We start from the raw sequence: 21,696 nt of genomic DNA on the forward strand, positions 1-21,696 counted from the left end.
CCAGGTCCCGGTCAGCGCACGCCGAGGTGGCCGGCCGACCACCACACGGGTGGGGTCGGCGGCGTTGCGACGAGCGCGTCCCGTCCGCCACGGTCGTCGGTACCGCCGAGCACCAGCTCGGCGCGCTCGCCGGGCAGCAGCGTGAGGAGCTGGAGATCGGCCTGCCACCCTGGCGCCACGCGGTCGACCTCGACCACGAGGTCGCGCACGAACGACCGCGCCGTCACCGTGGCGACCGACCGCGTGGGTTCGTCACCGCCCCACGCCACGTCGATCGCCGGCGCCGGGTAACGCAGCTCGCGGTCCGGGCGCCAGAACCACCACGCCCGCTGCGGTCCACCGGCAACGGCGAGCGCCTCGCCGGTCGGGTCGCCGGAGACCGACACCCGCGCGGGCAGTTCCCACGACGCCAGCGACCACGGCCCGACCTCCACCTCCCCCTCGGCGGTCGCCGCCGCGTCGCCCCCGAAGCCGATCCGCGACGCCACCAGGCGGGCCGACCACGGCTCGGCCGTGTCGTTGACGGCGAAGGCGACCAGCCGGTCGCCGCGCGGTTGGATCGTGACCAGCCGCGGCGCATAGGCGTCGCGCAGCGCATACCAGGCTGGCTTGCGGCCCCCGCCCGAGTCGACGACCGCCCAGCTGGTCACCGGCCAGCAGTCGTTGAGCTGCCACCAGATCGTGCCCATGCAGTGACCACGCAGCGCCCGGAAGTGCTCGATGCCTGTGCGCACGGCGCGGGCCTGGTTGAGACGGGTGGCGTACAGCCAGGCGTCGATCCCGTCGGGGACGACGAAGTGATGGGCGAGGCCCCGCTCGAGTTTGCCGTTGCCGTCGGCTGCCTTCTGGTGGTGCAGCATTCCGGGCGAGTCCGGGGTGAGGGGCTCGTCGCTGATCGACCCGCGCAGGGTCGACCACGTGGGCGGCGCCTGCCAACCGAACTCCGCGACGAAGCGGGGCGTGCGGTCGCGATAGCGGCCGTGGTCGAGGCGATTCCACACCTCCCACTCGTGGATGCAGCCGCTGGCGTCGGCGTTGGGGGCGACGGATGTGGTTCCGGAGTACGGACTTCCCGGCCAGTACGGGCGGCCCGGATCGACCTCGGTGACGACCCGCGGCAGGAGTTCGAAGTAGAAGCCGGCGCCCCAGGACCGATCGCCGAGCGTGTCCTGCCACCCCCAGTCGACGTGGCCCCAGAGGTTCTCGTTGTTGCCGTTCCACAGCACGAGGCTCGGGTGCGACATCAGACGCTCGACCTGCTCTCGCGCCTCCGCCTCGACTTCCGTGGCGAGGAGATGTTCGGGGTACGCCGCGCAGGCGAACAGGAAGTCCTGCCACACGAGCAGGCCGACCTCGTCGCAGCGGTCGTAGAAGTCCTCGTGCTCGTAGAGCCCACCGCCCCAGACCCGCACCATGTCGACGTTGGCGGCAACTGCGTCGTCGAGGCGCTCGCGGTAGCGTTCCGCCGTGATGCGACTGGGGAACGGATCATCGGGGATCCAGTTCACTCCCCGGGCGAAGATCGGCTCGCCGTTGACGACGAACGTGAACGCCGCACCGGTGGCGTCCGGCGTCGTGTCGAGCTCGACCGTGCGGAACCCGACACGCCGCGACCACCGCCCCAGGTCCGTGCCGCCGTCGTCACGCAGCCGGATCTCCAGCAGGTATCGCGGCTGGTCGCCGCGGCCGGCCGGCCACCAGCGCCGGACGATGCCACCGTCGAGGCCGACGGAGAAGTCCGTCCCGTCCTCGCCGAGACGGGCAAGGCGCTCGGCGACCACCTCACCGTCGGGGTCGGTGAGCGTCGCAGTCACGGTGAGCGGGCAGGGCCAGCCGGCCCGCTCGACACGGCCGGCGACGTCGATCGTGCCGCGATCGACGGCGTCCACCGTCACGCGCGGTCGCACCGCGGCGAGCCGAGCGGCGTCCCAGGCTTCGACGGCGACCGGCTTCCAGATCCCGGCGGTCGTCAGCCACGGGCCCCAGTCCCAGCCCCAGCTGCACGCCATCTTGCGGACGTAGTTGAAGGGACGCCCGAAGCTCGCTGTCGGCCACTCCCCTTCCCGTGCCCGTGCCGCCTCGGCGTAGCGGGTCGCCGACCGGAACGTCACCGTCAGTTCGTGGTCCCGTTCCGGGTCCAGCAGGGTCCCGACGTCGAAGCGATACGAGCGGTGCATGTTGGCCGTGCGGGCCACCTCGACCCCGTCGACGGCGATCTCGGCCAGCGTGTCGAGCCCCTGGAAGACGAGGTCGATGCGATCCCGACCGACGGGCAGGGTCCCGGCATGGATCATCGTGCGGTACGACCAGTCGGCGTCGGCGACCCACGCGACGTCGAGCTCGTTGCGATCGAGGAAGGGATCGGCGATGACCCCGGCGGCCAGCAGGTCGGTGTGGACGCAACCGGGGACCGTCGCCGGGATGTCGTCGGCCGTCGGGTCGTCGGCCCTCCGAACCGTCCAGCCGTTCCCGAGCCCGATCGACCGCGGTTCCCGTGTGGTGGTCACCCGGCGATCCAATCGGCTGGGCGGCGGCCTGTCAATCGTCGGGCTCGTCCGTCGGGCCGGGCTACGCCGTGAGGTGGACGGCGCGGCGAGGACGGGCGCGGTCTCAGGCCGGCTCGAGCGGGCGGGGCGCGTGGATGCCGGCGAGCGTGGGGTCGACGATGTGGACGAGCTCGACGCGCATGCCGTCGGGGTCGGTGAACCAGACGGCGTGGAACGCTCCGAGGTCCTCGACCGCGCCGTCGGTGGCGCCGCGCTCGACGAGCCGCCGGCGGGCCTGGGCGAATCGTTCGCCGTCGGCCGCGGTGAGGGCGAGGTGATCGAGATGCCCGCGGGCGAACATGTCCGGGATCGCCGCCGCGTGGGGATTGCCCACGAGCTCGGCCGGGTGTAGCCACGAGTGGGGCCCGGTACGGAGAATGGCGTGACGGAACGCCGGGGTGGCCTCCTCGAAGACCACCTCGAGCTCGAACACCTCGCGGTAGAAGGCGACGAACCGGTCGAGGTCCTCGGTGAGGACGGCGATGTGATTGACGCCGGAGATCATCGGCCTGCTCCTCTCGATGGGCGGGGTTCGGCGGACTCGGACGGCGACAGCAGCTGACCGATCGCCGTGGCGACGGCGTCCGCTGCTGTGGTCCCGTCCCACTCCCAGAAGTCGCGGAGCGCCTGCCACACCGGTGCCGTGCCGAGAATCTGCACCACGGCGGCGACCTGGTCGCGACGCTTCGGGTCGAGGTCGGGCCGGGCGTCCACGACGACTGCTCGAGCCGCGGCGCGACGTTCGTCGGCCGCGGCGAGCCGGGCCCGACGGCCGTCCTCGCTGGCCAGCAGCTCGTCGACGACCGGGGACACCGTGTCGAAGCCCGGGAAGACCTGCCGGACCATCGCCGTCATCTCCTCAGCGGTGGTGGGCAGCGAACCGGAGAAGCCGGCCTGCCGGTTGGCCCACGCGTACACCGCAGCCATGAGCGCCTGCCGGTTCGGGAAGTGCCGGTACACGGTGCGCTCAGGCACGCCGGCGGCACGGGCCACGGCGGCGAACGTGACGTCTTCACCGTCGCGGAGCAATGCGGCGACCCCGTCCAGCACCCGTTCGCGAACGACGTCGTGGCGGGCGGTTCGGAGTGAGGACGAGGTCATGACAGTTACACTGTCATTTTGGCAGTCGCACTGTCAAGTACTCCGGTCTGTCAAGGGATGGAACTACTTGCTGTTCGGATTGCCTACCTCTACGGTCGGCACGTGATGATTCGATCCGGAACGCGCACCTGGCTGGTCGCCGCCGCGACGGCCGGCTCCGTCGTCCTCACCGTCCCCTCGTCGGGCACGGCGGGAGCAGCGACCGCGACCGCAACGATGACGTCGTCGACCGGAGCTGCCGACGCCGAACGCATCGTCGTGCTCGGCGAGGAGGACGTACTCGGGGACCTGCTGGCCCTCGGCATCGTTCCGATCGCTGCCACAGCGAGCGTTCCCGACGCCGGGTTCCACGCACTCGATGGCTACGACACGTCGACAATCGAGCCGTTGCCTGTCGATCTGAGCTTCGAGCGCCTTGCCGGGCTCGACCCGGACCTGATCGTCACCCTCCAGTTCTGGCTCGACCAGGTGCCCGACGGCACGCTCGAGTCGGTCGCGCCGGTCGTCGTCGTGCCCGACGGCCTCGACAGTGCGTCGCAGGTCACGTTCCTCGGCGAGCAGTTCCGAGCACGCCGCGAGGCTGCGGCGCTCACCACGGAGTTGAAGCACGCTCAGGCCGAAGCCGCCGCAACACTGGAGGGCGTCGAGGTGACGGTCGCCGCGATCTATCCGGGGCCGACCCCGGCCGTCTTCGTCGACGGTCCGTGGGTGGTCCCTCAGGTGTTGATCGACGCCGGCGGCTCGTCGGACCTCGGAGAGGCGACGCGATGACCGATCGCTCCATCCCTCTGTACGGCACCGTCGTCGAGACGGTGCGGCTGGCTCCCCGCCTCGTCCGGGTCGTCCTCGGCGATCCGGGACTCGGCCCCTACGTCCCGAGCGACTTCACGGACCAGTACGTGAATGCTTTGTTTCTCCCATGTGGAGCTCCGTACACGCCGCCGTTCGACCTCGAGGAGGCCCGCACGCTGCCGGCAGAGGAGCGCCCGCTCGGTCGCCGGTACACGATCCGTTGGTGGGATCCCGAACACCGCCGGCTGGCGATCGACTTCGTCGTCCACGGCGACGTCGGGCGAGCGGGGCGATGGGCGGCCAACGCCCGGCCAGGCGACCGGCTGCAGTTCATCGGCCCCCACGGGTCATATGCGCCGTCGACGACCGCCGACTGGCACCTGCTGGCCGGCGACGAGAGCGCCTTGCCGGCGATCGCCGCCGCGCTGGAGCAGATCCGGTCCGGGGTCCCGGTGTTGGCGTTCCTGGTGGTCGACGCTCCCGGCCACGAGATCGAACTCGACTGCCCGGGCGACCTGCGGGTCGACTGGGTGCACCGCGAGTCGTCGCCCGGCGTCGATGCCGTGGTCGCACCGATCGCGGGGGCGGTGTTTCCCGCTGGCACGCCCGACGTCTTCGTCCACGGCGAGGCTGCCGAGGTGCGCGCCGTCCGCCGCCACCTCCTCACCGAGCGCGGCATCGCGCGCGACGGCACGTCCATCTCGCCCTACTGGCGTCGGGGCATGGACGACGAGGCCTGGCGCGAGGTCAAACGCGAGTGGGTCGCCGAGGTCGCCCGCGACGCTTGACACACGCCTGCGCCTCTCGTCCAGGGGCATCCGACGTCGGCCGAGGACCCCGGTGGGGCGGCGGTCGGCCGCCGCCCCACCCGGACCGATCAGCGGGTGGCCGGCAGCGTGGGCGGCGGCGGCACGCTCGTGCTGGAGGCGACGATCGTCGTCGTCGGGTCGACCACCGTGGTCGATGTCGTGGCCGGCGTCGTGGTGGTAGTGGTCGGGGCGCTGATCAGGATCGTCACCGTTGCCACCTCGAGCGGCGCACCGGCGGGGGCGCGGAATCCGGCACGCCGCAGGGTGGGCGGCTGGATCTGCTCGACGGTGTAGGTGAACGTGTCGACACCGGTGAAGCCGGCGTTCGGCGTGTAGTCGAACGACCCGTCACCGTTGAACGCCAGCGTCCCGTTGGCCGTCGTCGACACGAGCTCGAGCGGGTTCTCACACAGCTCGGGATCGTTGGCCGCCACCCCGGGGGCCGCCACCGCCAGCGGCGTGTCGAGTGCCGTCTCGTAGTCGTCGTCGGCGAGATCGACGATGCACGGCAGGGGCGCCACGTAGATGTTGATCGTGGCCGACACTTCGGTCTCGTCGATCGTGTACGGGATGGTGACGTCGCCGGTGAAGCCGGCCTCGGGAACGAACGAGAACGCGCCTGCTCCCCCGAGGATGAACGTCCCCGAACTGGCCGCCCCGAAGGTCACGCCGTTGCCGCACAGCTCATCGTTGATGAGATAGCCGGAGGCCGGCACGTCGAGCTGCACGTCCTGCGTGGTGAAGTAGAAGTCGTCGACAGCGGAGGGCTCGCAGGGAGGAAGCCGGGGATCGGCGGCACTCGCGCTCGGCGAAGTGGCGACGATGCCTCCGAGCACCACCGCAGCGAGGGCAGCAGGACGCGCGAGACGGGACGGGATGAAGTACATGACTCTCCTGACATTGCAGCCGGAATCGGCGGATGGACCGGTCAACCGCTCGGGGCGCCACGGGACCCACGACCGTGCCGAGCGGCCGCACAGTAGGAGAGCGGTCGGCCTGGATGCGGCGAATTACCGCGCGAGGGCGGCGACCAACCCGGCGGGGTCGTCGACCGCGACGCGGAGCACGGCGAGGCGCACGGGCACGAAGCCGACCTTGGCTCGCACGGGAAGATCCAGCTCGATGCGAACGAGACCCCCCGACGAACCATTGACCAACCACGTGCCACGCCATCCGTGCACGCCCCAGCCGAGCACACGATCGCCGTCCTCGACGGCCGAGCGGATCGACGACACGGGGATCGTCGCCCGGAAGGCCCAACCCATGCGCACCTCGACCGCGTCGGCTCCGACATCGACGTAGCTGACCCGCGGTCCCATCCCGAGCAACGCCATGGCCTTGTTGACTCCAGTGAAGCGAATGGGGAATCGTGCCGTCGACATCGGCCGAGAGGATACGGGCCGCAGATCTCACGAGCACTTGCCCATCATCTGCACATCTGTATATTCTTTCACATGTGCGCCCTGCGAAGCTGGCCCTCGACCTCCCGGTGCTGCTTCCCGACGCGCTCGACGGCCGCGACCGCTGCGTCGAGCGGTTGTCCGACACCCTTCGCGAGGCCAACGGACTCGACGAGGTCCACGTGGTCGCGGCGGCCGACGGCCACCCCGCCCGCCTCTGCCTCCATTACGACCCGGCGGCCACCAGTCTCACCCGGATCCGCACCCTCGCCGAGAGGAGCGGGGCCACGATCACCGATCGCTACCGCCACCTGCTCTGGACCGTCACGGGCATCTCGCACGTCCGCCGGGCGCGCACGGTCGCCGAGACGCTGCGACGAGCCACCGGCGTGATCGAGGCCGACGTGACCCCCGGCCTCGTCCGCCTCGAGTTCGACAGCACCCTCACCGACATCGAGGCCCTGCGCGGCCAGCTCTCCGACCTCGACGTCCAGCTCGCCGACCGCGCCCGCGCCACGACCGACGACGATCCCGGCCACGACGAGCACGGTGACCACGATCATCGGCACGGGCGTCGAGAGCTGTGGTTCGCGATCGCCGCGTCGACGGTGTGGCTGGCGGGATTCCTCCTGGAGCACCTGACCGACGTGGGCGACGACGCCCTCACGGCGCTGTTCGCCATCGCCGGCGTCCTCGGCGGCTGGTTTGCCGTGCGGGAGGCGGCCACCGCCGTGCGCAACGGCCGCTTCGAGATCGACTTCCTCATGCTCGTCGCCGCGGCCGGGGCGGCGTCGATCGGCAGGTGGGAGGAGGGCGCGCTCCTGCTCGCGCTGTTCAGTCTCGGCCACGCCCTCGAAGGAGTCGCCCTCGGCCGGGCGCGCGCCGCCATCGCCGCCCTCGCCGAGCTCACGCCCAGCACCGCGATCGTCCGCCGACTGGGCGCCGAGCACACCGTTGCCGTCGACGACCTCCAGCTCGGCGATCTCGTCGTCGTCCGGCCCCACGCCCGGATCCCGGCCGACGGGTTCGTCGTCGCCGGCACGTCCAGCGTCGATCAATCGGCGCTCACGGGCGAGTCCATTCCGGTGGACAAGCAGCCCGTCGCCGACGTGGAACGGGCCGCCGCCGCGCCCGACGACGTCACGGCGGCGTCGCGGCTCTACTCGGGCACGATGAACGGCTCAGGCCCGCTCGATCTGCAGGTCACGCGCCGAGCCGCCGACTCGACGTTGGCGAAACTCGCCACGTTGGTGCGCGACGCCGAGACGCAGGGCTCGCCGACGCAGCGCTTCACGGACCGGTTCGAGCGGGTCTTCGTCCCGTTCGTCCTCGCCACCGTCGTCGCGGTGCTGTTCGCCGGGCGCGCGCTCGGGTCGTCGTGGACCGACGCGCTGTACCGGTCGATGGCGGTGCTCGTCGCCGCCGGCCCCTGTGCCCTGGCCATCGCCACGCCGAGCGCCGTGCTCGCCGCCGTCGCCCGTGCGGGCCAGCTCGGCGTGCTGGTCAAGGGTGGTGGACCGCTCGAGCATCTCGGAACGCTCCGTGCCGTCGCCTTCGACAAGACGGGCACCCTGACCGAGGGCCGACCCCGTCTCGTCGACGTCGTCGCGGCAGCCGGCATCGACCCCGAGCGCTTGCTCGCCGTCGCCGTCGCCGTCGAGTCCCACAGCGATCATCCACTCGCCGCCGCGGTCCGCCGCGACGGCGGCGCGCGCCTCGGCGGCATCCCGCTCCCCCGCGTCGAGCGCGTCGTGTCGATCACCGGCCGCGGCGTGACGGGCGTCGTCGACGGCGCACCGGCGACCGTCGGCAGCGTCGCCCTGCTCGATGCCCAGGGACACCTCGACGCGGACATCGCCCGCACGGCGTCACAGCTCCAGGCGGACGGCCGCACGATCATCGTCGTCGCCCACGGGAGCCGGACGCTCGGCGTCCTCGGCCTGATGGACACGCCACGTGACGACGCCGCAGCATCGGTCGCCGCACTCGCCGGCGTCGGGATCCACCGGACCGTCATGCTGTCGGGCGACCATCAACGGGTCGCCGACTCGATCGCGCGGTGCGTCGGCATCGACGAGGCGTGGGGCGACCTGATGCCCGAGGACAAGGTGACGGCCATCACCCGGCTGCGGGAGGAGGAGGGCAAGGTGGCGATGGTGGGCGACGGTGTCAACGACGCCCCCGCCCTCGCTCATGCCACCGTCGGGATCGCGATGGGCGCCGCCGGATCCGACATCGCCCTGGAGACGGCGGACATCGCGCTCATGGGCGACGACCTCAGCCGCCTCGCGACGGTGGTCGGGCTGAGCCGTCGGGCCAGCCGTATCATCCGTCAGAACCTCGTGCTCAGCGTCGGCATGGTCGCCTTCCTCGTCCCGGCCACCATCGCCGGCGCCGTCGGCATCGGGCCGGCCGTGGTGTTGCACGAGGGCTCGACGCTGATCGTTGTCGCCAACGCGCTTCGTCTCCTTGCGTTCCGACCACCGGCGTCTCCACTGTCGCCGAGGAGGTCGCCGCGAGCCTGACGCCGGCCGGGCGTCCGGGGCCTCACTCCCGAACGGCTCCTTCGAGCATGCCGCGGATGAAGTGGCGCTGCAGGAAGACGTAGAGCAACACGACCGGGAGGGCGACGATCACCGATCCGGCGGCCAGCAGCGCCGTGCCCTGCGTGTACTGGCCCTGGAAGAACGCCAGGCCGAGCGGCGCCGTCCGCACCGTCCCCTTCGGTGACATGACGAGCGGGATGAGGAACTCGTTCCACGTCCACATGAACACCAGCAACACGAGGGTGAGGATCGCCGGTCTCCCGATGGGCACGAGGATGCGCCACAGGATGCGCATCGAGCCGGCCCCGTCGATGCGCGCGGCGTCGATGAGCGATGGGTTCGCCGTCCGGAAGTACGTGCGCATCCAGTACGTGCCGAAGGCGATCGACATGGCGATCTGCGGCAGCGCCACGCCCCACACGGTGTTGGTGAGGCGGAGCTCCCGCAGATCGAAGTAGAGCGGCACGACGATCGCCTCTGTCGGGACCATGATGCCGAGGAGGAACAGGTAGAAGAGGAACGTCGCGCCCCGGAACCGCATCGTGCCGAGGGCGTAGCCGGCGAGGATCGACACCAACACCGACACCGACACCACGAGGGCCGAGACCACCACCGACGTCACCATGTACCGCCCGAACCGGCCGAGCTCCCATGCTTCGACGAAGTTGTCGGGGTGGATGACGCCGCCCGACCGGCGGGCCTCGGCGTCCCGGGGGCCGAGCGCGTACTTGAAGATCACGCCGACGGGTCCGAGGACGATCAGCGAGAACAGGATCAGCACGACGTAGTTGACCGCGCGCTCGAACGACGACACCCTCATCGCCGATTGCCGATCAGGTTGACGACGGCATTGATCGCGAACACGACGAGCGTCAGGACGATCCCGATGGCCGCCGCACTCCCCACCTCACCGAGCTCGAACGCCCGGCGGTACACCTCGTAGCTCGGCACAGTTGTCGACGTGCCGGGACCACCGCTCGTGGTGACGTAGACGAGATCGAACGTCTTCAGAGCGGCGACGATCGTCAGTGTGAGGGCGACGGTGACCTCGCCGCGCACCGACGGCAAGGTGATCGCGAAGAACTCGCGCACGAACCCGGCGCCGTCGAGACGGGCCGCCTCGTACAGCTCCTTGGGGACCTTGCTCATACCGGCCATCAGCAGCACGGTCACGAGCCCGGTCGACACCCACGTGCCGACGAGGCCGACCGCCGGCAAGGTCCACGTGTAGTCGCCGAGCCACGGTCGGGCGAAACGATCGAGGCCGACGAGGCGGAGCAGCGTGTTCAACGGTCCGTCGGGCGCATAGATCTGGCGCCACGTGACAGCGACCACCACCATGGCGATCACCTGCGGCAGGAAGATGACCGACCGGAAGAACCCGAGGCCTCGCACGTGGGAGCGGGAGAGGAACGCGGCGAGCACGAGGCCGATGACCACCGGCAGGATCGAGAAGAAGAAGATCAGCACGAAGGCGTGGCGGAACGCCTCGTGCAGGCGGTCGTCGTGGAGGATGTCGCGGTAGTTGTCGAGCCCGGCGAACGTGGCGTCGCCGAGGCCATCCCACTCGAAGAACGAGTACCTGGCCGCTCGACCGAGCGGCCACAGCATGAACGCCCCGTACAGCACCAGGGCGGGCGCCACATAGGCGTAGGGGGCGAATCGGAACCGGCGACCGGGGCGGGGCAGGCGCCGCGCGCCCGCCCCGCCCCCGGTCGTCGCAGTCGAATCAGTCATCGCCGGCGATGAACGCCGCGTAGTCCTCCTCGAGGGTCGCCGTGAAGTCCTCGGGTGACGTCCGGCCGTCGATCAGCTCCTGCAGAGCCGCTCCGATCGTCTCGGAGAACGTCGGCGTGGCGTAGTCGAGGTAGGGCAAGAGGCTGCCGTTCTCGGTGACGTCGCCGAACACGCCGAAGACGTCGGCCAACACGCCCGACTCCGGGGCCAGTTCGGCCGTGCGGTTCACCGGGAGGTTGCCCGTCTCCGTGAGCACCTCCATCGCCTCGTCACTCGTGATGAAGTCGATGTACGCGGCGGCGACATCCGGGTTCTCGGCCTCGGACGTGATCGCGAACGGGATGCCGATCCCGCCCGTGGTCGCCGGCGTGCCCGCCGCCGTGTTCGGCAGGAAGAACCCGACGTCGTCACCCATCGCGTCGCCAAGGTCGGCGGCGAGCCACGATCCGCCGATGAGGAAGACGCCGTCGCCCGACGTCAACGACTGCCAGGCGGCGTCGTAGTCGGTGCCGTTGGCGCCCTCGTTGAAGTAGCCCGCCTCAGCCCACCCCTGCAATGCCGCGGCCGCCTCGACGTTCTCGGGGGTCTCCCAGCTCGACCCCGGGTTGCCGAGACCGAGGTTGACGATGTCGGCGGCATCGACGTGGTTGCCCTGCACCGGACCGAACACGTGGAGTGCCGGCCACTGCTCGATGTTGCCGAGCAGCAGGGGCGTCTCGCCGGCCTCGGCGGCTGCCGCGAGGGCCTCGTCGAACGCAGCCCAGTCGGCCGGCAGCTCGAGGCCGAGGTCGGCGAGCTTCTGCTTGGAGTAGAAGACCCCGACCACCTCGCCGACCTGAGCCAGGCCGTAGAGACTGCCGTCACCGAACACCACGGCGTCGTCGCTGTAGGTCGAGTACTGCAGCACCGTCGGCGAGTAGCGGTCGAACCAGCCGAACGCCTCGGCGTAGTCGTCGAGCGGAAGGAGCAGGCCGGCCTCGACGAAGCGGCCCATCATGTTGCGGCCGTTGTTGGCCTGGACCACGTCCGGTGCGTCGGCGTCCGTCAGCGCCAGGCGCAACGTCGTCTCGAGATCCTCGAAGGCCTGGGAGTGCCGCTCGATGGTGACGTTGGGGTAGGCCTCCATGAATGCCGCGTTGAGCTGCTCCATCTGCTCGTTCTGGCCGCCCCGGACCTCCTGGTCCCACACGGTGAGCGTGACCTCGCCGGCGGCGGCGATGTCAGGGACGTCTCCGCCGGCACCGCTCGTGTCGTCGGGCGTGGTCGCGGCGACGATGCCGGACGCCGACGCGGTGAACGCGACGGCGGCGAGCAGCGCGCTGACCCTGGCGGTTCGTTTCATGATGTGCCTTCCTCTCGTGACGGTCGTTGACCGGAACTCCCCGACCGTAGACCCACCGCCCGGCTCGGTACACCTCCCTCGATCGTCTCCTCAGTCGTCGGCACCGGGCAGGTGCCGCCAGAGGGCGGCGAACTGCGGACGAAGGCGCGAGAGCTCGGCCAGGTGGGCCGCGCTGAGCGCGGCCAGTTTGTCCTCCCCCCGGGCGGTCAGCCGCACGCGGACCATCCGGTGGTCCGTCTCGTCGGCGAACCGCTCGACGAATCCGGCACGCTCGGTGCGGTCGACGAGGCCGACGACGCTGTGGTGGCGAAGCAGGAGGTGGTCGGCGAGCTCGCCGATCGACGGCGGCTCGCCGTGTCCCCGGACGGCGAGGAGCAGCTGGTGTTGAGGGGCGGTCAAGCCGACCTCGGTGGCCTGTGATTCGCTCCAGCGGAGGAAGCGCCGCAGCCCGTCGCGGAACTCCAGCAAGCGGACGAAGTCGTCGTCACTGAGGCGGGCCGGGTTCGAGGAAGTCATATCGTACTACGATATTATCGTTCCACGATGGTTCATGGAATGTCGTCGCCCCAGAAGTCGTCGCGTCTGCTGCTGCTCACCGTCCTCGCCGCGGCGCTGGGGATCGCCGGTGGCGGGGCCGCCTGGGTGCTCGTTCATCTCATCCAGTTGATCACCAACGTGGCGCTGTTTCACCGCTTCGACACGGCGGAGCGGTCGATGGCGGGCTTCGACGTCGGGCCCAGTCTGTTTGCCGTGGCGATCGCCGGTGGCCTGCTCGTGAGCCTGCTCGCCAAGTGGGCACCGACGATCCGCGGACATGGGATCCCCGAGGCGATGGAGGTGATCCTCACCAAGCAGAGCAGGATCGCGCCGCGTACCGCGGTGGCCAAGCCGGTCTCGGCCGCGGTGGCCATCGGCACCGGCGCGCCGTTCGGCGCCGAGGGCCCGATCATCGTGACCGGCGGAGCCCTCGGCTCGCTGGTCGGCCAGATCCTTCCGGTCTCGCCCTCCGAGCGCAAGATCCTCCTCGCCGCCGGCGCTGCCGCCGGTATGTCGGCGACGTTCGGCGCTCCACTCGCCGCCGTCGTGCTGGCGATCGAGCTCCTCCTCTTCGAGTTCTCCGTGCGCGCCTTCGTTCCACTCGTGGTCGCCACCTCGATCGCCGGGGCGATGCACTCCGCCCTGTTCGAGGACGGCCCACTGTTCCACGTGCCATCCCACGACGTCGCCGGCCTCGACGTCCTGCCGGCGTTCGTCCTGCTGGGGCTGGCCTGCGGCGTGCTCGCCATCGTCATCAGCCGAGGGCTGTTCCTCGTCGAGGACGGCTACCGGCGTCTGCCGATCTCCGAGTTCTGGCACCCGGCGATCGGCGCCGTCGGCTTCGCCACGGTCGCCCTCTTCGTCCCGCGTGTCCTCGGCGTGGGCTACGACAGCATCGGCGACATCCTCGACGAGCGGCTCGCCCTCGGAACCGTCGCGGCCCTCGGCGCCGGGAAGCTCGTCGCCTGGTGGCTTGCCCTCGGCTCGGGCACGTCTGGCGGCACCCTCGCCCCGGTCCTGATGATCAGTGCCTCCTTCGGCACGGTCGTCGGCTCGGGTATCAACCACGCGCTGCCCGGCCCCGACGTCGCCCTCGGCGCCTTCGCCGTCGTCGCCATGGCCGCCACGTTCGGCGCCGCCACCCAGGCCACGTTCACGGCGATGGTGTTCGTGTTCGAGCTGACCCGCGACTACGACGTGATCCTGCCCCTGATGCTCGCCACCGTCGTCGCCGATCTCGTGTACTCGGCGGTCAACGACGACAGCCTGATGACCGAGAAGCTCCGCCGCCGGGGCCTGCGCATCGGCCGGCACTACGCCGCCGACCCGTTCGCCAGCGCATCGGTGGAGTCGATCATGACCCGCCGGGTCGACACGCTCGACGCCGCGTGCACGGTCGGCGCTGCTCGGGACCGCTTCGCCGGTGGCCGCCACGGCGCCTACCCGGTGCTCGACGGCGGCCGGCTGGTCGGCATCGTGGCTCGCGGCGACCTGCTCGAGCTGGACGCCGACGACAGCGCGCCGCTCATCGACCACACCACGCGCGACGTCGTCACGGCGCGGCCGGGCGATTCGGCGCACGACGCCTTGCGGCTGATGGTGGACGAACACGTCGAGCACGTCCCCGTCGTCGACGACGACCGGCTCGTCGGCATCTGCACCCGCACCGACCTCCTCAAGGTCCGCCGCAGCCAGCTCGACCTGGAGCGGCGACCAGCCCGACCAGCGCGGGCCGGACGCGTGTTTTTCAGCTGACCGCTAGATATACCGGGTGCGTGAGGACACCGCACGCCGATCTCGACACCGCCGAGGCGATCGACACGCTGGTGCGCCGGTTCTACGCCGACGTCGCCGTCGACGACGTGCTCGGCCCGATGTTCAACGACGTCGCCCGCGTCGACTGGTCCGAACACATCCCCAAACTGGCGGCGTTCTGGCGGCGAGCCCTCCTCAGCCGTCCCGGGTACGAGGGCAACCCGTACCGTGTCCACCAGCTCGTCCATGCCAAACGGCCGATGACGCCCGAGCACTTCGTGCGGTGGCTCGAGCTGTTCCACGACGTCGTCGACTCGGGATGGCGTGGCCCACGCGCCGAAGACGCCAAGGACCTCGCCCGCCGCGTCGCCGACGTCCACTGCCGGCAGATCGTCGGCCGTCCCGTGCCGTTCTCGCCGCCTCCGGTACCGGGCCGGGGCGATCCCCTCGACGAGGGCGGAGAGGCCGCGTGCTGGGCGCACCTGTTCCTCGTCGACAGCGAGGGCGAGCCACGATGAGCCCCGATCGCCGACAGCGCGATGGCCGGCTGTCGGAGCAGGCACGGGCGCTCGGCGACCCCACCCGGTTCGCCGTGTTCCGCTACATCGACGAGTCGACGCTGCCGGTGGGCGTCGCCGAGCTGACGCGACACTTCGGGCTCAACCACAACGCGATCCGCCAGCATCTCGCCAAGCTCCGCGACGCCGGGCTCGTCGTCGAGGAGAGCAACGCCCCGAGGGGACCGGGACGTCCGTCGCTCTCGTACCGGCCGACGCCCGGCGCGGCGGAGCGTTGGGAGGGAAACGGCGCCTACCAGCGCCTCGCATCGCTGCTCATCGACGTGCTGGGCGGGGCGAGCATCCACGACGTCGGCTACGCCGCCGGTCGCGAGCTCGCCCGATCACTCTCCGGCGACGTGCCGGCGGCCGATGCCCTCGAAACCATCACCCGCCGCCTCGGCTTCGAGCCGCGTCGCGCCACAGGCGACGGCGACGGCGACGGGGTGACGATCGTGCTCGACCACTGCCCGTTCGCCTCGCTGGCCGAGCACGCCCCGCACGTGGTGTGCGAGCTCCACCGCAGCCTCGCGGCCGGCATCGCCGACGGGACGGCCGCCGACATGGCCGTCACCGGCCTGGAGATCCGGCCGCCCGCCCTCGCCGGGTGCCGCGTCCAGCTCACTGCCGTCTGATCGGTCGGCGCCCGACGCCCCTTCGGTCCGACATCGGCGCGTCTTGCTCAATATTTCGATCGTTGACTAGATTTATTAAGTGACGATCGCAGACCCCCGGTCGACCACCCCGGTCGGCGCCCCCTCCCGTTCCCTGCCGCCCGCTGCTGTCGAGACGGCCCCGCCCGGCACGTGGCGCGGGCGTCCGGTCTCGGGGTGGCGAGCGTGGCTGGTGACCGTCGACCACAAGCGCATCGGGCTGATGTACGGCACCGCGGCCCTGGCCTTCTTCGTGATCGGCGGTGTCGAGGCCCTACTGATCCGGGCCCAACTCGCCGGACCCGACGGGCGGGTCCTGTCCGCCGACCTCTACAACCAGATGTTCACGATGCACGCGACCTCGATGATCTTCCTGTTCGCCATGCCGATGGCCGCGGCGTTCGGCAACTACCTCGTCCCGCTCCAGATCGGGGCACGGGACGTCGCCTTCCCCCGACTCAACGCCTTCAGCTTCTGGTGCTTCCTGTTCGGCGCGCTCGTCACCAACTCGTCGTGGATCCTCGGCGGCGCCGCCGACGGCGGCTGGTTCATGTACGCGCCCAACTCCAGCGTCACGTTCTCACCCAGCCACGGGATCGACCTGTGGGCGATCGGGCTGCAGATCACCGGCATCGCCTCGCTCACCGGGGCGATCAACCTCATCGTGACCGTCCTCAACATGCGCACCAAGGGGATGACGATCATGCGCATGCCGACGTTGACGTGGATGACGATGGTGACGCAGTTCATCCTGCTGTTCGCCATCCCCGTGATCACCGTGGCCCTGTTCCTGCTGACGTTCCAGCGCACGTTCGGCGCCCGGTTCTTCGACGTCGAGGCCGGCGCCGACCCGCTGTTGTGGCAGCACCTGTTCTGGATCTTCGGCCACCCCGAGGTGTACATCCTCATCCTCCCCGCCTTCGGCATCGTCTCGGAGGTCCTGCCGGTGTTCTCGCGCAAGCCGCTGTTCGGCTACCCGTTCGTGGTCCTGTCGGGCGCCGCGATCGGTTTCGCCGGATGGGGCGTGTGGGCCCACCACATGTTCGCCTCAGGCGTCGGCCCCGTGACCGTCGCCGTGTTCTCGGTGTCGAGCATGGCGATCGCGGTGCCGACCGGCGTCAAGATCGTCAACTGGACGCTCACCATGTGGGGCGGCAAGCTGTCGTTCACGACGCCGATGCTCTTCGCCGCGGCGATGATCGTCGAGTTCACCATCGGTGGTCTCTCCGGGGTCACCCACGCCGTCTCGCCGTCGGACACCCAGCAGACCGACACCTACTACATCGTCGCCCACATCCACTACGTCCTGTTCGGCGGTGCCGTCCTCGCGTTCTTCTCCGCCTTCTACTACTGGTGGCCGAAGATCTTCGGCAAGTGCCTCGACGAGCGGCTCGGCAGGTGGAACTTCTGGCTGATGATCGTCGGCATGAACCTGACGTTCGCCCCGATGCACATCATCGGCCTCCAGGGCCAGCCCCGCCGGATGTACGTGTGGACCGAGGCCCGTGCCGGCAGCGGGGTCTTCGACCTCGGCTTCTGGAACCTCGTGGCGAGCATCGGGGCGTTCGTCCTCGCCGCCGGCATCGCCGTGTTCTTCCTCAACGTCGTCCGCACCCACCGCCGGGCGCCACGGGCACCACGCGATCCGTGGGACGCCCGCACGCTCGAGTGGCTCACCGAGTCACCGCCGGCGCCGCACAACTTCGACGTGCTTCCCGAGGTGCACCACCTCGACGAGTTCTTCCACCGCAAGTACGCCGACGTCGGCACCGGCTCGACCCACGACATGCGCCGCGTGGCGACCGCCGACGAGGTCATCGCCGCCGAGGCGCTGCGGCCGCGACAGCCCATCCACCTCCCGTCGCCGTCGTACTGGCCGGTGCTGGTGGCCCTGATGCTCCCGGTGATCGCGTTCGGGGTGATCTTCTTCGTGCCGGCGGCGATCGCCGGGACCGCTGGCGTGGTGATCTGTCTGTTCGGCTGGGCCCTCGAGCCCTCCGTCGAACCCACGCCCCACTGACGTTCGCATCGCCAGCGCGGAAGCCGCATCCGGTCGGCCTCCGTGCCACGCTCCGACTCCGTCGGGGGGTTCGGGGGGCGGTAGCCCCCCCGATGCGGCGGAGTAGTCAGCTTGCTGGCTACCGCCAGCACGGCCGGCTTTGCCGGCCGCCGCCTGCAGCTGAGCGCGGCGAAACCGCTCTTCGCAACTCGACCGCTGCAGCGAGGAGCGAAGCGACGATGCGGAAGCGGTCGAAACTAGACCAGACCTAACGCGACCATGGCGTGGGCGACGCGTTGGAAGCCGGCGATGTTGGCGCCCTTGACGAGGTCGCCGGGCGCTCCGAACTCCTCGGCGGTCTCGTCGCAGAGCTGGTGGATGTTGCGCATGATCTCGGCCAGGCGGGCCTCGGTGTGCTCGAACGTCCACGAGTCGCGCGAGGCGTTCTGCTGCATTTCGAGCGCCGAGGTCGCCACACCGCCGGCGTTGGCCGCCTTGCCCGGCCCGAAGGCCACACCGGCGTCGGCGAACACCCGGATCGCAGCCGGCGTGGTGGGCATGTTGGCGCCCTCGGCGACGGCGACACATCCGTTCTTCACCAGGGCCACGGCGTCGGACTCGTGCAGCTCGTTCTGCGTGGCGCTGGGGACGGCGAGGTCACACGGCACCTCCCAGACCGAGGCGCCGGCGACGAACCGGGCATCGCGCCGCCGCTCGGCGTACTGGCTGATCCGGGCCCGCTCGATTTCCTTCACCTGCTGCAGGAGCTCGAGGTCGATGCCGGCCGGATCGTGCACGTACCCCGACGAGTCCGAGCAGGCGACCACCTTGGCACCGAGCGCGTGGAGCTTCTCGATGGCGTAGATCGCCACGTTGCCCGAACCCGACACGATCGCGGTCCGGCCCTCGATGCCCTCGCCGCGCCGCCTCAGCATCTCGTTGAGGAAGTACACGGCGCCGTACCCGGTGGCCTCGGTACGCACCAGGGCACCGCCCCAGTCGAGTCCCTTGCCCGTGATCACGCCGGATTCGTAGCGGTTGGTGATGCGCTTGTACTGGCCGAACAGGTAACCGATCTCCCGGCCGCCGACGCCGATGTCGCCCGCCGGCACGTCGGTGTACTCGCCGAGGTGGCGGTACAGCTCGGTCATGAAGCTCTGGCAGAAGCGCATGATCTCGCCGTCGGAGCGGCCCTTGGGGTCGAAGTCGGCGCCGCCTTTGCCGCCGCCGATCGGCATGCCGGTGAGGGCGTTCTTGAAGATCTGCTCGAACCCGAGGAACTTGACGATGCCGAGGTTGACCGACGGGTGGAAGCGCAGGCCGCCCTTGTACGGCCCGAGCGCGCTGGAGAACTCGACCCGCATGCCCCGATTGATGTGCACCTCACCGCGGTCGTCGGTCCACGGCACGCGGAAGATGATCTGCCGCTCGGGCTCGCAGATCCGCTGGATGATCTTGTGGTCGGCGAACTCGGGGTGCTTGGCGATGACCGGACCGAGGCAGTCGAGCACCTCACGGGCCGCCTGATGGAACTCGACCTCCGCCGGGTTGCGGGCGATGACCTCGTTGAGGATCAGTTCGATCCGCTCGTCGAGATCGGCGTGGTGGGCAGCCGGCGGGGAGAACGTCGTGGACATCGGGGACCTCATCAATCAACTGGAACAGCGACACGAAGTTGCCGACGAGGCGCGCTCGCCGGCGCACGTGTTCGCGGGCTCGACGACGTTGGCGAGGCACCGACCGTGCAGGGCCGCACTGTAGGGACCACCCTCGGCGCCGCCCAGCGCCGACAGCACTGCTGTTGTGGCGCGACGGCTCAGTCGCGCACGATCCAGTAGAACGACGCCGGATCGGCCCGGAGGTTGCGCCAACCGCTGAGTGGGGCGGTCGTGGCGAGCAGCGAATCTCCCGCCCGCAGCACGGGTGTGTCCTCACCGACGTCGACCTGCACGAGGCCCGACGCGATCGCCACCAGCTCGGTCCCTTTGTGGGCGAACGGCGGGACGCCGCGCTCGTTGGCGTCCAGCGTGACGAAGTAGGCGCGCAGGCCGAGCGCCGGGTCGTCGGCCAACGGGGCGACCCGCGAGTCGGTCCGCACACGGCGGTCGTGCCGGGCCAGTTGGTAGCCGGGTGACACGGTGCCGCTGACGAGACGATCGAGCGACACGCCGAGGCGATCGGAGAGGGTGAGCAGGGTGTCGAGCGACAGCCCGCGGGCGCCCGATTCGGCCTGGGAGACGGCGCTCGGTGTCACGCCGGCGGCGGCGGCGAGCTGGGCCTGGGTCAGGCCGAGATCGCGCCGGGCCGCCGCGAGACCGCGGGCGAGACGACCGCCGGCGACGTTGGGCGACAGGGTGAGTGGGCCCCCTCCCTCGGGCGCGATGTGGTGCACCGAGTCGAGCACCGTCGCCGGCCGCCCCTCGGCCTTGACGACGCGCAGCCGCCCGTCGCGGACGTCGAGGAGGCACTGAGTGACCTGACGCACCCGATCGATGAACGGCGCCCCCAACGTCCGCGGGATCCGCCAGTACGTGATCGCCCCGGCCTGCAGCATGCTCGGGCAGGACCGCACGAAGAAGGCCAGGGCGGCATCGCGTCCCCACCGACGGGCGAGGAGGGCCAGCCCGTCGATGAGGATCGTCCAGCGCCGCCCGTCGTGGAACCGCTGCTCGAGCTCGTCGGCGAGCGGACCGGGCCGGGCGAGACGTCCACCGGGCGAGGCGTCGATGACCTCCACCGTGCCCGGCCACGCGCGACGGAGTTCGGTCCGGCTGACGGCGACGACCAGGGTGGGGGCGGGCGCGGCGGCGACGAACGCCGTCTCGATCGCCGCGTAGGTCTCGTCGCGCTCGCTGACCCACACGACGTTGTCGCCGGCGATCAGTCCGCCGAGCAGCTCGTCGAGGGCGGCGACGCCGGTGGTGGCCACACCACCACGTTAGCGGTGCTAACGAAGCTGCGTCAGACCGTGACGGCAGCCTTGCGGGTGAAGCCGCCGCGGACGGCGTTGTCGACGATCGCCTCGATGATCTCCTCCCAGCGCGGGCGGGGCAGATCGTGGCCCATGTCGGGGAACATCAGCAGTCGTGATCCGGGGATGGCCCGGGCTGTGGCGATGCCGCCGCTCGGCCGGACCAACGGGTCGACGAGCCCGTGGACGACGAGCGTGGGGGCGGTGACGCGGCGCAGGTCGGCCGTGCGGTCGGGGCTGGCGAGGATGGCGAGCAGCTGCCTCGACGTGCCGTCGGAGTCGAAATGGCGGTCCAGCGCCTCTTGGGCCATCGCACGGATTTCGGCCTCGTCGAAGTGCGGTCCCGAGATCAGCCGGAACACCTGGACGGTTCCCTCCACGTAGCCCTCGGGCCCCGTCGGCCGAAGGCGCCGGAACTGGCGCAGCAGGGCGGGCGCCGGTACTCCGTGTCGTCGATCGCCGGTGTTCGACATGATCGAGGTGAGACTGGCCACCTTGCCGGGGTATTGGATGGCCACGGCCTGACTGATCATGCCGCCCATGGACACGCCGACGAGGTGGGCGCGCTCGATGCCGAGGTGGTCGAGCAGGCCGGCGGCATCGTCGGCCATGTCGCTGATGCGGTACGGGGCGTCCGATGTCCGGTGGCGCCGGACGATCGCTCGGGCCAGGCGCGGGATCCCCACGGGGCCGGCGGCGTCGAAGGTGGTCGACAGCCCGATGTCGCGGTTGTCGAAGCGGATGACCCGGAATCCGGCGTCGACCAGGAGATTGACCCAGTCCAACGGCCACGAGATCATCTGCCCGGCAAGTCCCATCTCCAGGAGGAGGGGCTCGCCGTCGCCGTAGATCTCGTACTCGATCCTGATCCCGTTGACGTCGGCAGCAGTCATGCCAAAACGTTACGCGCCGTTACACCGGTCCGCTCCGCGACACGGGCGCTTCTCTCCC

General features: G+C 70.5%; 19 protein-coding genes. 7 read left to right on the top strand and 12 right to left on the bottom strand.

What is annotated here, in order from left to right; all coding sequences use genetic code 11:
• Positions 1-11: 11 nt before the first annotated feature.
• The 3 genes from DN771_RS09250 to DN771_RS09260 all read right to left on the bottom strand — a co-directional run bounded on the left by DN771_RS09250 (position 12) and on the right by DN771_RS09260 (position 3,647).
• Complete coding sequence (locus DN771_RS09250) at positions 12-2,507, bottom strand: glycoside hydrolase family 2 protein (protein ID WP_116997084.1); 2,496 nt, start codon at positions 2,505-2,507, stop codon at positions 12-14.
• Positions 2,508-2,610: 103 nt separating this feature from the next.
• Positions 2,611-3,051 (bottom strand): VOC family protein, encoded by a 441-nt coding sequence (locus DN771_RS09255; protein WP_116997085.1) that lies wholly within the window; start codon positions 3,049-3,051, stop codon positions 2,611-2,613.
• Positions 3,048-3,647 carry a TetR/AcrR family transcriptional regulator gene (locus tag DN771_RS09260; protein ID WP_116997086.1) on the bottom strand — a complete coding sequence of 200 codons (600 nt, stop codon included), beginning with the start codon at positions 3,645-3,647 and terminating at the stop codon, positions 3,048-3,050. The genes DN771_RS09255 and DN771_RS09260 overlap by 4 nt, the downstream gene beginning before the upstream one ends.
• A 105-nt stretch (positions 3,648-3,752) precedes the next feature.
• Between DN771_RS09260 and DN771_RS09265 the strand changes: the two genes are divergently transcribed.
• A complete protein-coding gene (locus tag DN771_RS09265; RefSeq protein ID WP_162941738.1) occupies positions 3,753-4,418 on the top strand; it encodes an ABC transporter substrate-binding protein in 666 nt (221 codons plus the stop codon).
• The gene (locus DN771_RS09270) at positions 4,415-5,227 is read left to right on the top strand and encodes a siderophore-interacting protein (RefSeq protein ID WP_116997088.1); all 813 of its coding nucleotides are present in this window, start codon (positions 4,415-4,417) and stop codon (positions 5,225-5,227) included. Before DN771_RS09265 ends, DN771_RS09270 begins: the two co-directional genes overlap by 4 nt.
• An 89-nt stretch (positions 5,228-5,316) precedes the next feature.
• Here DN771_RS09270 and DN771_RS09275 read toward each other — a convergent pair whose 3' ends face one another.
• Complete coding sequence (locus DN771_RS09275; protein WP_116997089.1) at positions 5,317-6,135, bottom strand: Ig-like domain-containing protein; 819 nt, start codon at positions 6,133-6,135, stop codon at positions 5,317-5,319.
• 123 nt (positions 6,136-6,258) lie between these two features.
• Positions 6,259-6,630, bottom strand: a complete 372-nt coding sequence (locus DN771_RS09280; RefSeq protein ID WP_205528501.1) for a hypothetical protein — start codon at positions 6,628-6,630, stop codon at positions 6,259-6,261.
• 74 nt (positions 6,631-6,704) lie between these two features.
• Here DN771_RS09280 and DN771_RS09285 point away from each other — a divergent pair, with 74 nt between their 5' ends.
• Positions 6,705-9,173 carry a heavy metal translocating P-type ATPase gene (locus tag DN771_RS09285; RefSeq protein ID WP_116997091.1) on the top strand — a complete coding sequence of 823 codons (2,469 nt, stop codon included), beginning with the start codon at positions 6,705-6,707 and terminating at the stop codon, positions 9,171-9,173.
• 22 nt (positions 9,174-9,195) lie between these two features.
• Here DN771_RS09285 and DN771_RS09290 read toward each other — a convergent pair whose 3' ends face one another.
• The 4 genes from DN771_RS09290 to DN771_RS09305 all read right to left on the bottom strand — a co-directional run bounded on the left by DN771_RS09290 (position 9,196) and on the right by DN771_RS09305 (position 12,789).
• Complete coding sequence (locus DN771_RS09290) at positions 9,196-10,014, bottom strand: carbohydrate ABC transporter permease (RefSeq protein ID WP_116997092.1); 819 nt, start codon at positions 10,012-10,014, stop codon at positions 9,196-9,198.
• Complete coding sequence (locus tag DN771_RS09295) at positions 10,011-10,931, bottom strand: carbohydrate ABC transporter permease (protein ID WP_116997093.1); 921 nt, start codon at positions 10,929-10,931, stop codon at positions 10,011-10,013. The genes DN771_RS09290 and DN771_RS09295 overlap by 4 nt, the downstream gene beginning before the upstream one ends.
• Entirely contained in the window at positions 10,924-12,273 is a 1,350-nt protein-coding gene (locus DN771_RS09300) for an ABC transporter substrate-binding protein (protein WP_116997094.1), read from the bottom strand. Before DN771_RS09300 ends, DN771_RS09295 begins: the two co-directional genes overlap by 8 nt.
• Before the next feature lie 90 nt (positions 12,274-12,363).
• Complete coding sequence (locus DN771_RS09305; protein WP_116997095.1) at positions 12,364-12,789, bottom strand: MarR family winged helix-turn-helix transcriptional regulator; 426 nt, start codon at positions 12,787-12,789, stop codon at positions 12,364-12,366.
• Positions 12,790-12,816: 27 nt separating this feature from the next.
• Here DN771_RS09305 and DN771_RS09310 point away from each other — a divergent pair, with 27 nt between their 5' ends.
• From DN771_RS09310 to ctaD, 4 genes are all read left to right on the top strand, one after another.
• Positions 12,817-14,565: a chloride channel protein gene (locus DN771_RS09310; protein ID WP_116997096.1), complete on the top strand. Its 1,749-nt coding sequence runs from the start codon at positions 12,817-12,819 to the stop codon at positions 14,563-14,565.
• 20 nt (positions 14,566-14,585) lie between these two features.
• Positions 14,586-15,083 carry a group III truncated hemoglobin gene (locus tag DN771_RS29420; RefSeq protein WP_162941739.1) on the top strand — a complete coding sequence of 166 codons (498 nt, stop codon included), beginning with the start codon at positions 14,586-14,588 and terminating at the stop codon, positions 15,081-15,083.
• Positions 15,080-15,757: a helix-turn-helix transcriptional regulator gene (locus DN771_RS09315; RefSeq protein ID WP_162941740.1), complete on the top strand. Its 678-nt coding sequence runs from the start codon at positions 15,080-15,082 to the stop codon at positions 15,755-15,757. The genes DN771_RS29420 and DN771_RS09315 overlap by 4 nt, the downstream gene beginning before the upstream one ends.
• 79 nt (positions 15,758-15,836) lie before the next feature.
• Entirely contained in the window at positions 15,837-17,795 is a 1,959-nt protein-coding gene (gene ctaD, locus DN771_RS09320) for a cytochrome c oxidase subunit I (RefSeq protein ID WP_227462297.1), read from the top strand.
• A 236-nt stretch (positions 17,796-18,031) separates the two neighbouring features.
• On the opposite strand, the gene gdhA is transcribed toward ctaD, so the two are convergent.
• The 3 genes from gdhA to DN771_RS09335 all read right to left on the bottom strand — a co-directional run bounded on the left by gdhA (position 18,032) and on the right by DN771_RS09335 (position 21,638).
• On the bottom strand, positions 18,032-19,411 hold the full coding sequence (gene gdhA, locus DN771_RS09325; RefSeq protein WP_116997098.1) for an NADP-specific glutamate dehydrogenase: 1,380 nt from the start codon (positions 19,409-19,411) through the stop codon (positions 18,032-18,034).
• Between the two features lie 179 nt (positions 19,412-19,590).
• Complete coding sequence (locus DN771_RS09330; RefSeq protein ID WP_116997099.1) at positions 19,591-20,703, bottom strand: cupin domain-containing protein; 1,113 nt, start codon at positions 20,701-20,703, stop codon at positions 19,591-19,593.
• A gap of 32 nt (positions 20,704-20,735) precedes the next feature.
• Positions 20,736-21,638: an alpha/beta fold hydrolase gene (locus tag DN771_RS09335; RefSeq protein ID WP_116997100.1), complete on the bottom strand. Its 903-nt coding sequence runs from the start codon at positions 21,636-21,638 to the stop codon at positions 20,736-20,738.
• Between the last annotated feature and the right edge of the window lie 58 nt (positions 21,639-21,696).

It is taken from the genome of Desertimonas flava (assembly GCF_003426815.1).
Classification (GTDB): Bacteria; Actinomycetota; Acidimicrobiia; order Acidimicrobiales; family Ilumatobacteraceae; genus Desertimonas; species Desertimonas flava.

Coding starts and splice junctions, on each gene's coding strand:
- DN771_RS09255 (WP_116997085.1), bottom strand. CDS start 3,051: ATGATCTCCGGCGTCAATCACATCGCCGTCCTCACCGAGGACCTCGAC.
- DN771_RS09260 (WP_116997086.1), bottom strand. CDS start 3,647: ATGACCTCGTCCTCACTCCGAACCGCCCGCCACGACGTCGTTCGCGAA.
- DN771_RS09265 (WP_162941738.1), top strand. CDS start 3,753: ATGATTCGATCCGGAACGCGCACCTGGCTGGTCGCCGCCGCGACGGCC.
- DN771_RS09270 (WP_116997088.1), top strand. CDS start 4,415: ATGACCGATCGCTCCATCCCTCTGTACGGCACCGTCGTCGAGACGGTG.
- DN771_RS09275 (WP_116997089.1), bottom strand. CDS start 6,135: ATGTACTTCATCCCGTCCCGTCTCGCGCGTCCTGCTGCCCTCGCTGCG.
- DN771_RS09280 (WP_205528501.1), bottom strand. CDS start 6,630: ATGTCGACGGCACGATTCCCCATTCGCTTCACTGGAGTCAACAAGGCC.
- DN771_RS09290 (WP_116997092.1), bottom strand. CDS start 10,014: ATGAGGGTGTCGTCGTTCGAGCGCGCGGTCAACTACGTCGTGCTGATC.
- DN771_RS09295 (WP_116997093.1), bottom strand. CDS start 10,931: ATGACTGATTCGACTGCGACGACCGGGGGCGGGGCGGGCGCGCGGCGC.
- DN771_RS09300 (WP_116997094.1), bottom strand. CDS start 12,273: ATGAAACGAACCGCCAGGGTCAGCGCGCTGCTCGCCGCCGTCGCGTTC.
- DN771_RS09305 (WP_116997095.1), bottom strand. CDS start 12,789: ATGACTTCCTCGAACCCGGCCCGCCTCAGTGACGACGACTTCGTCCGC.
- DN771_RS09310 (WP_116997096.1), top strand. CDS start 12,817: ATGGTTCATGGAATGTCGTCGCCCCAGAAGTCGTCGCGTCTGCTGCTG.
- DN771_RS09315 (WP_162941740.1), top strand. CDS start 15,080: ATGAGCCCCGATCGCCGACAGCGCGATGGCCGGCTGTCGGAGCAGGCA.
- gdhA (WP_116997098.1), bottom strand. CDS start 19,411: ATGTCCACGACGTTCTCCCCGCCGGCTGCCCACCACGCCGATCTCGAC.
- DN771_RS09335 (WP_116997100.1), bottom strand. CDS start 21,638: ATGACTGCTGCCGACGTCAACGGGATCAGGATCGAGTACGAGATCTAC.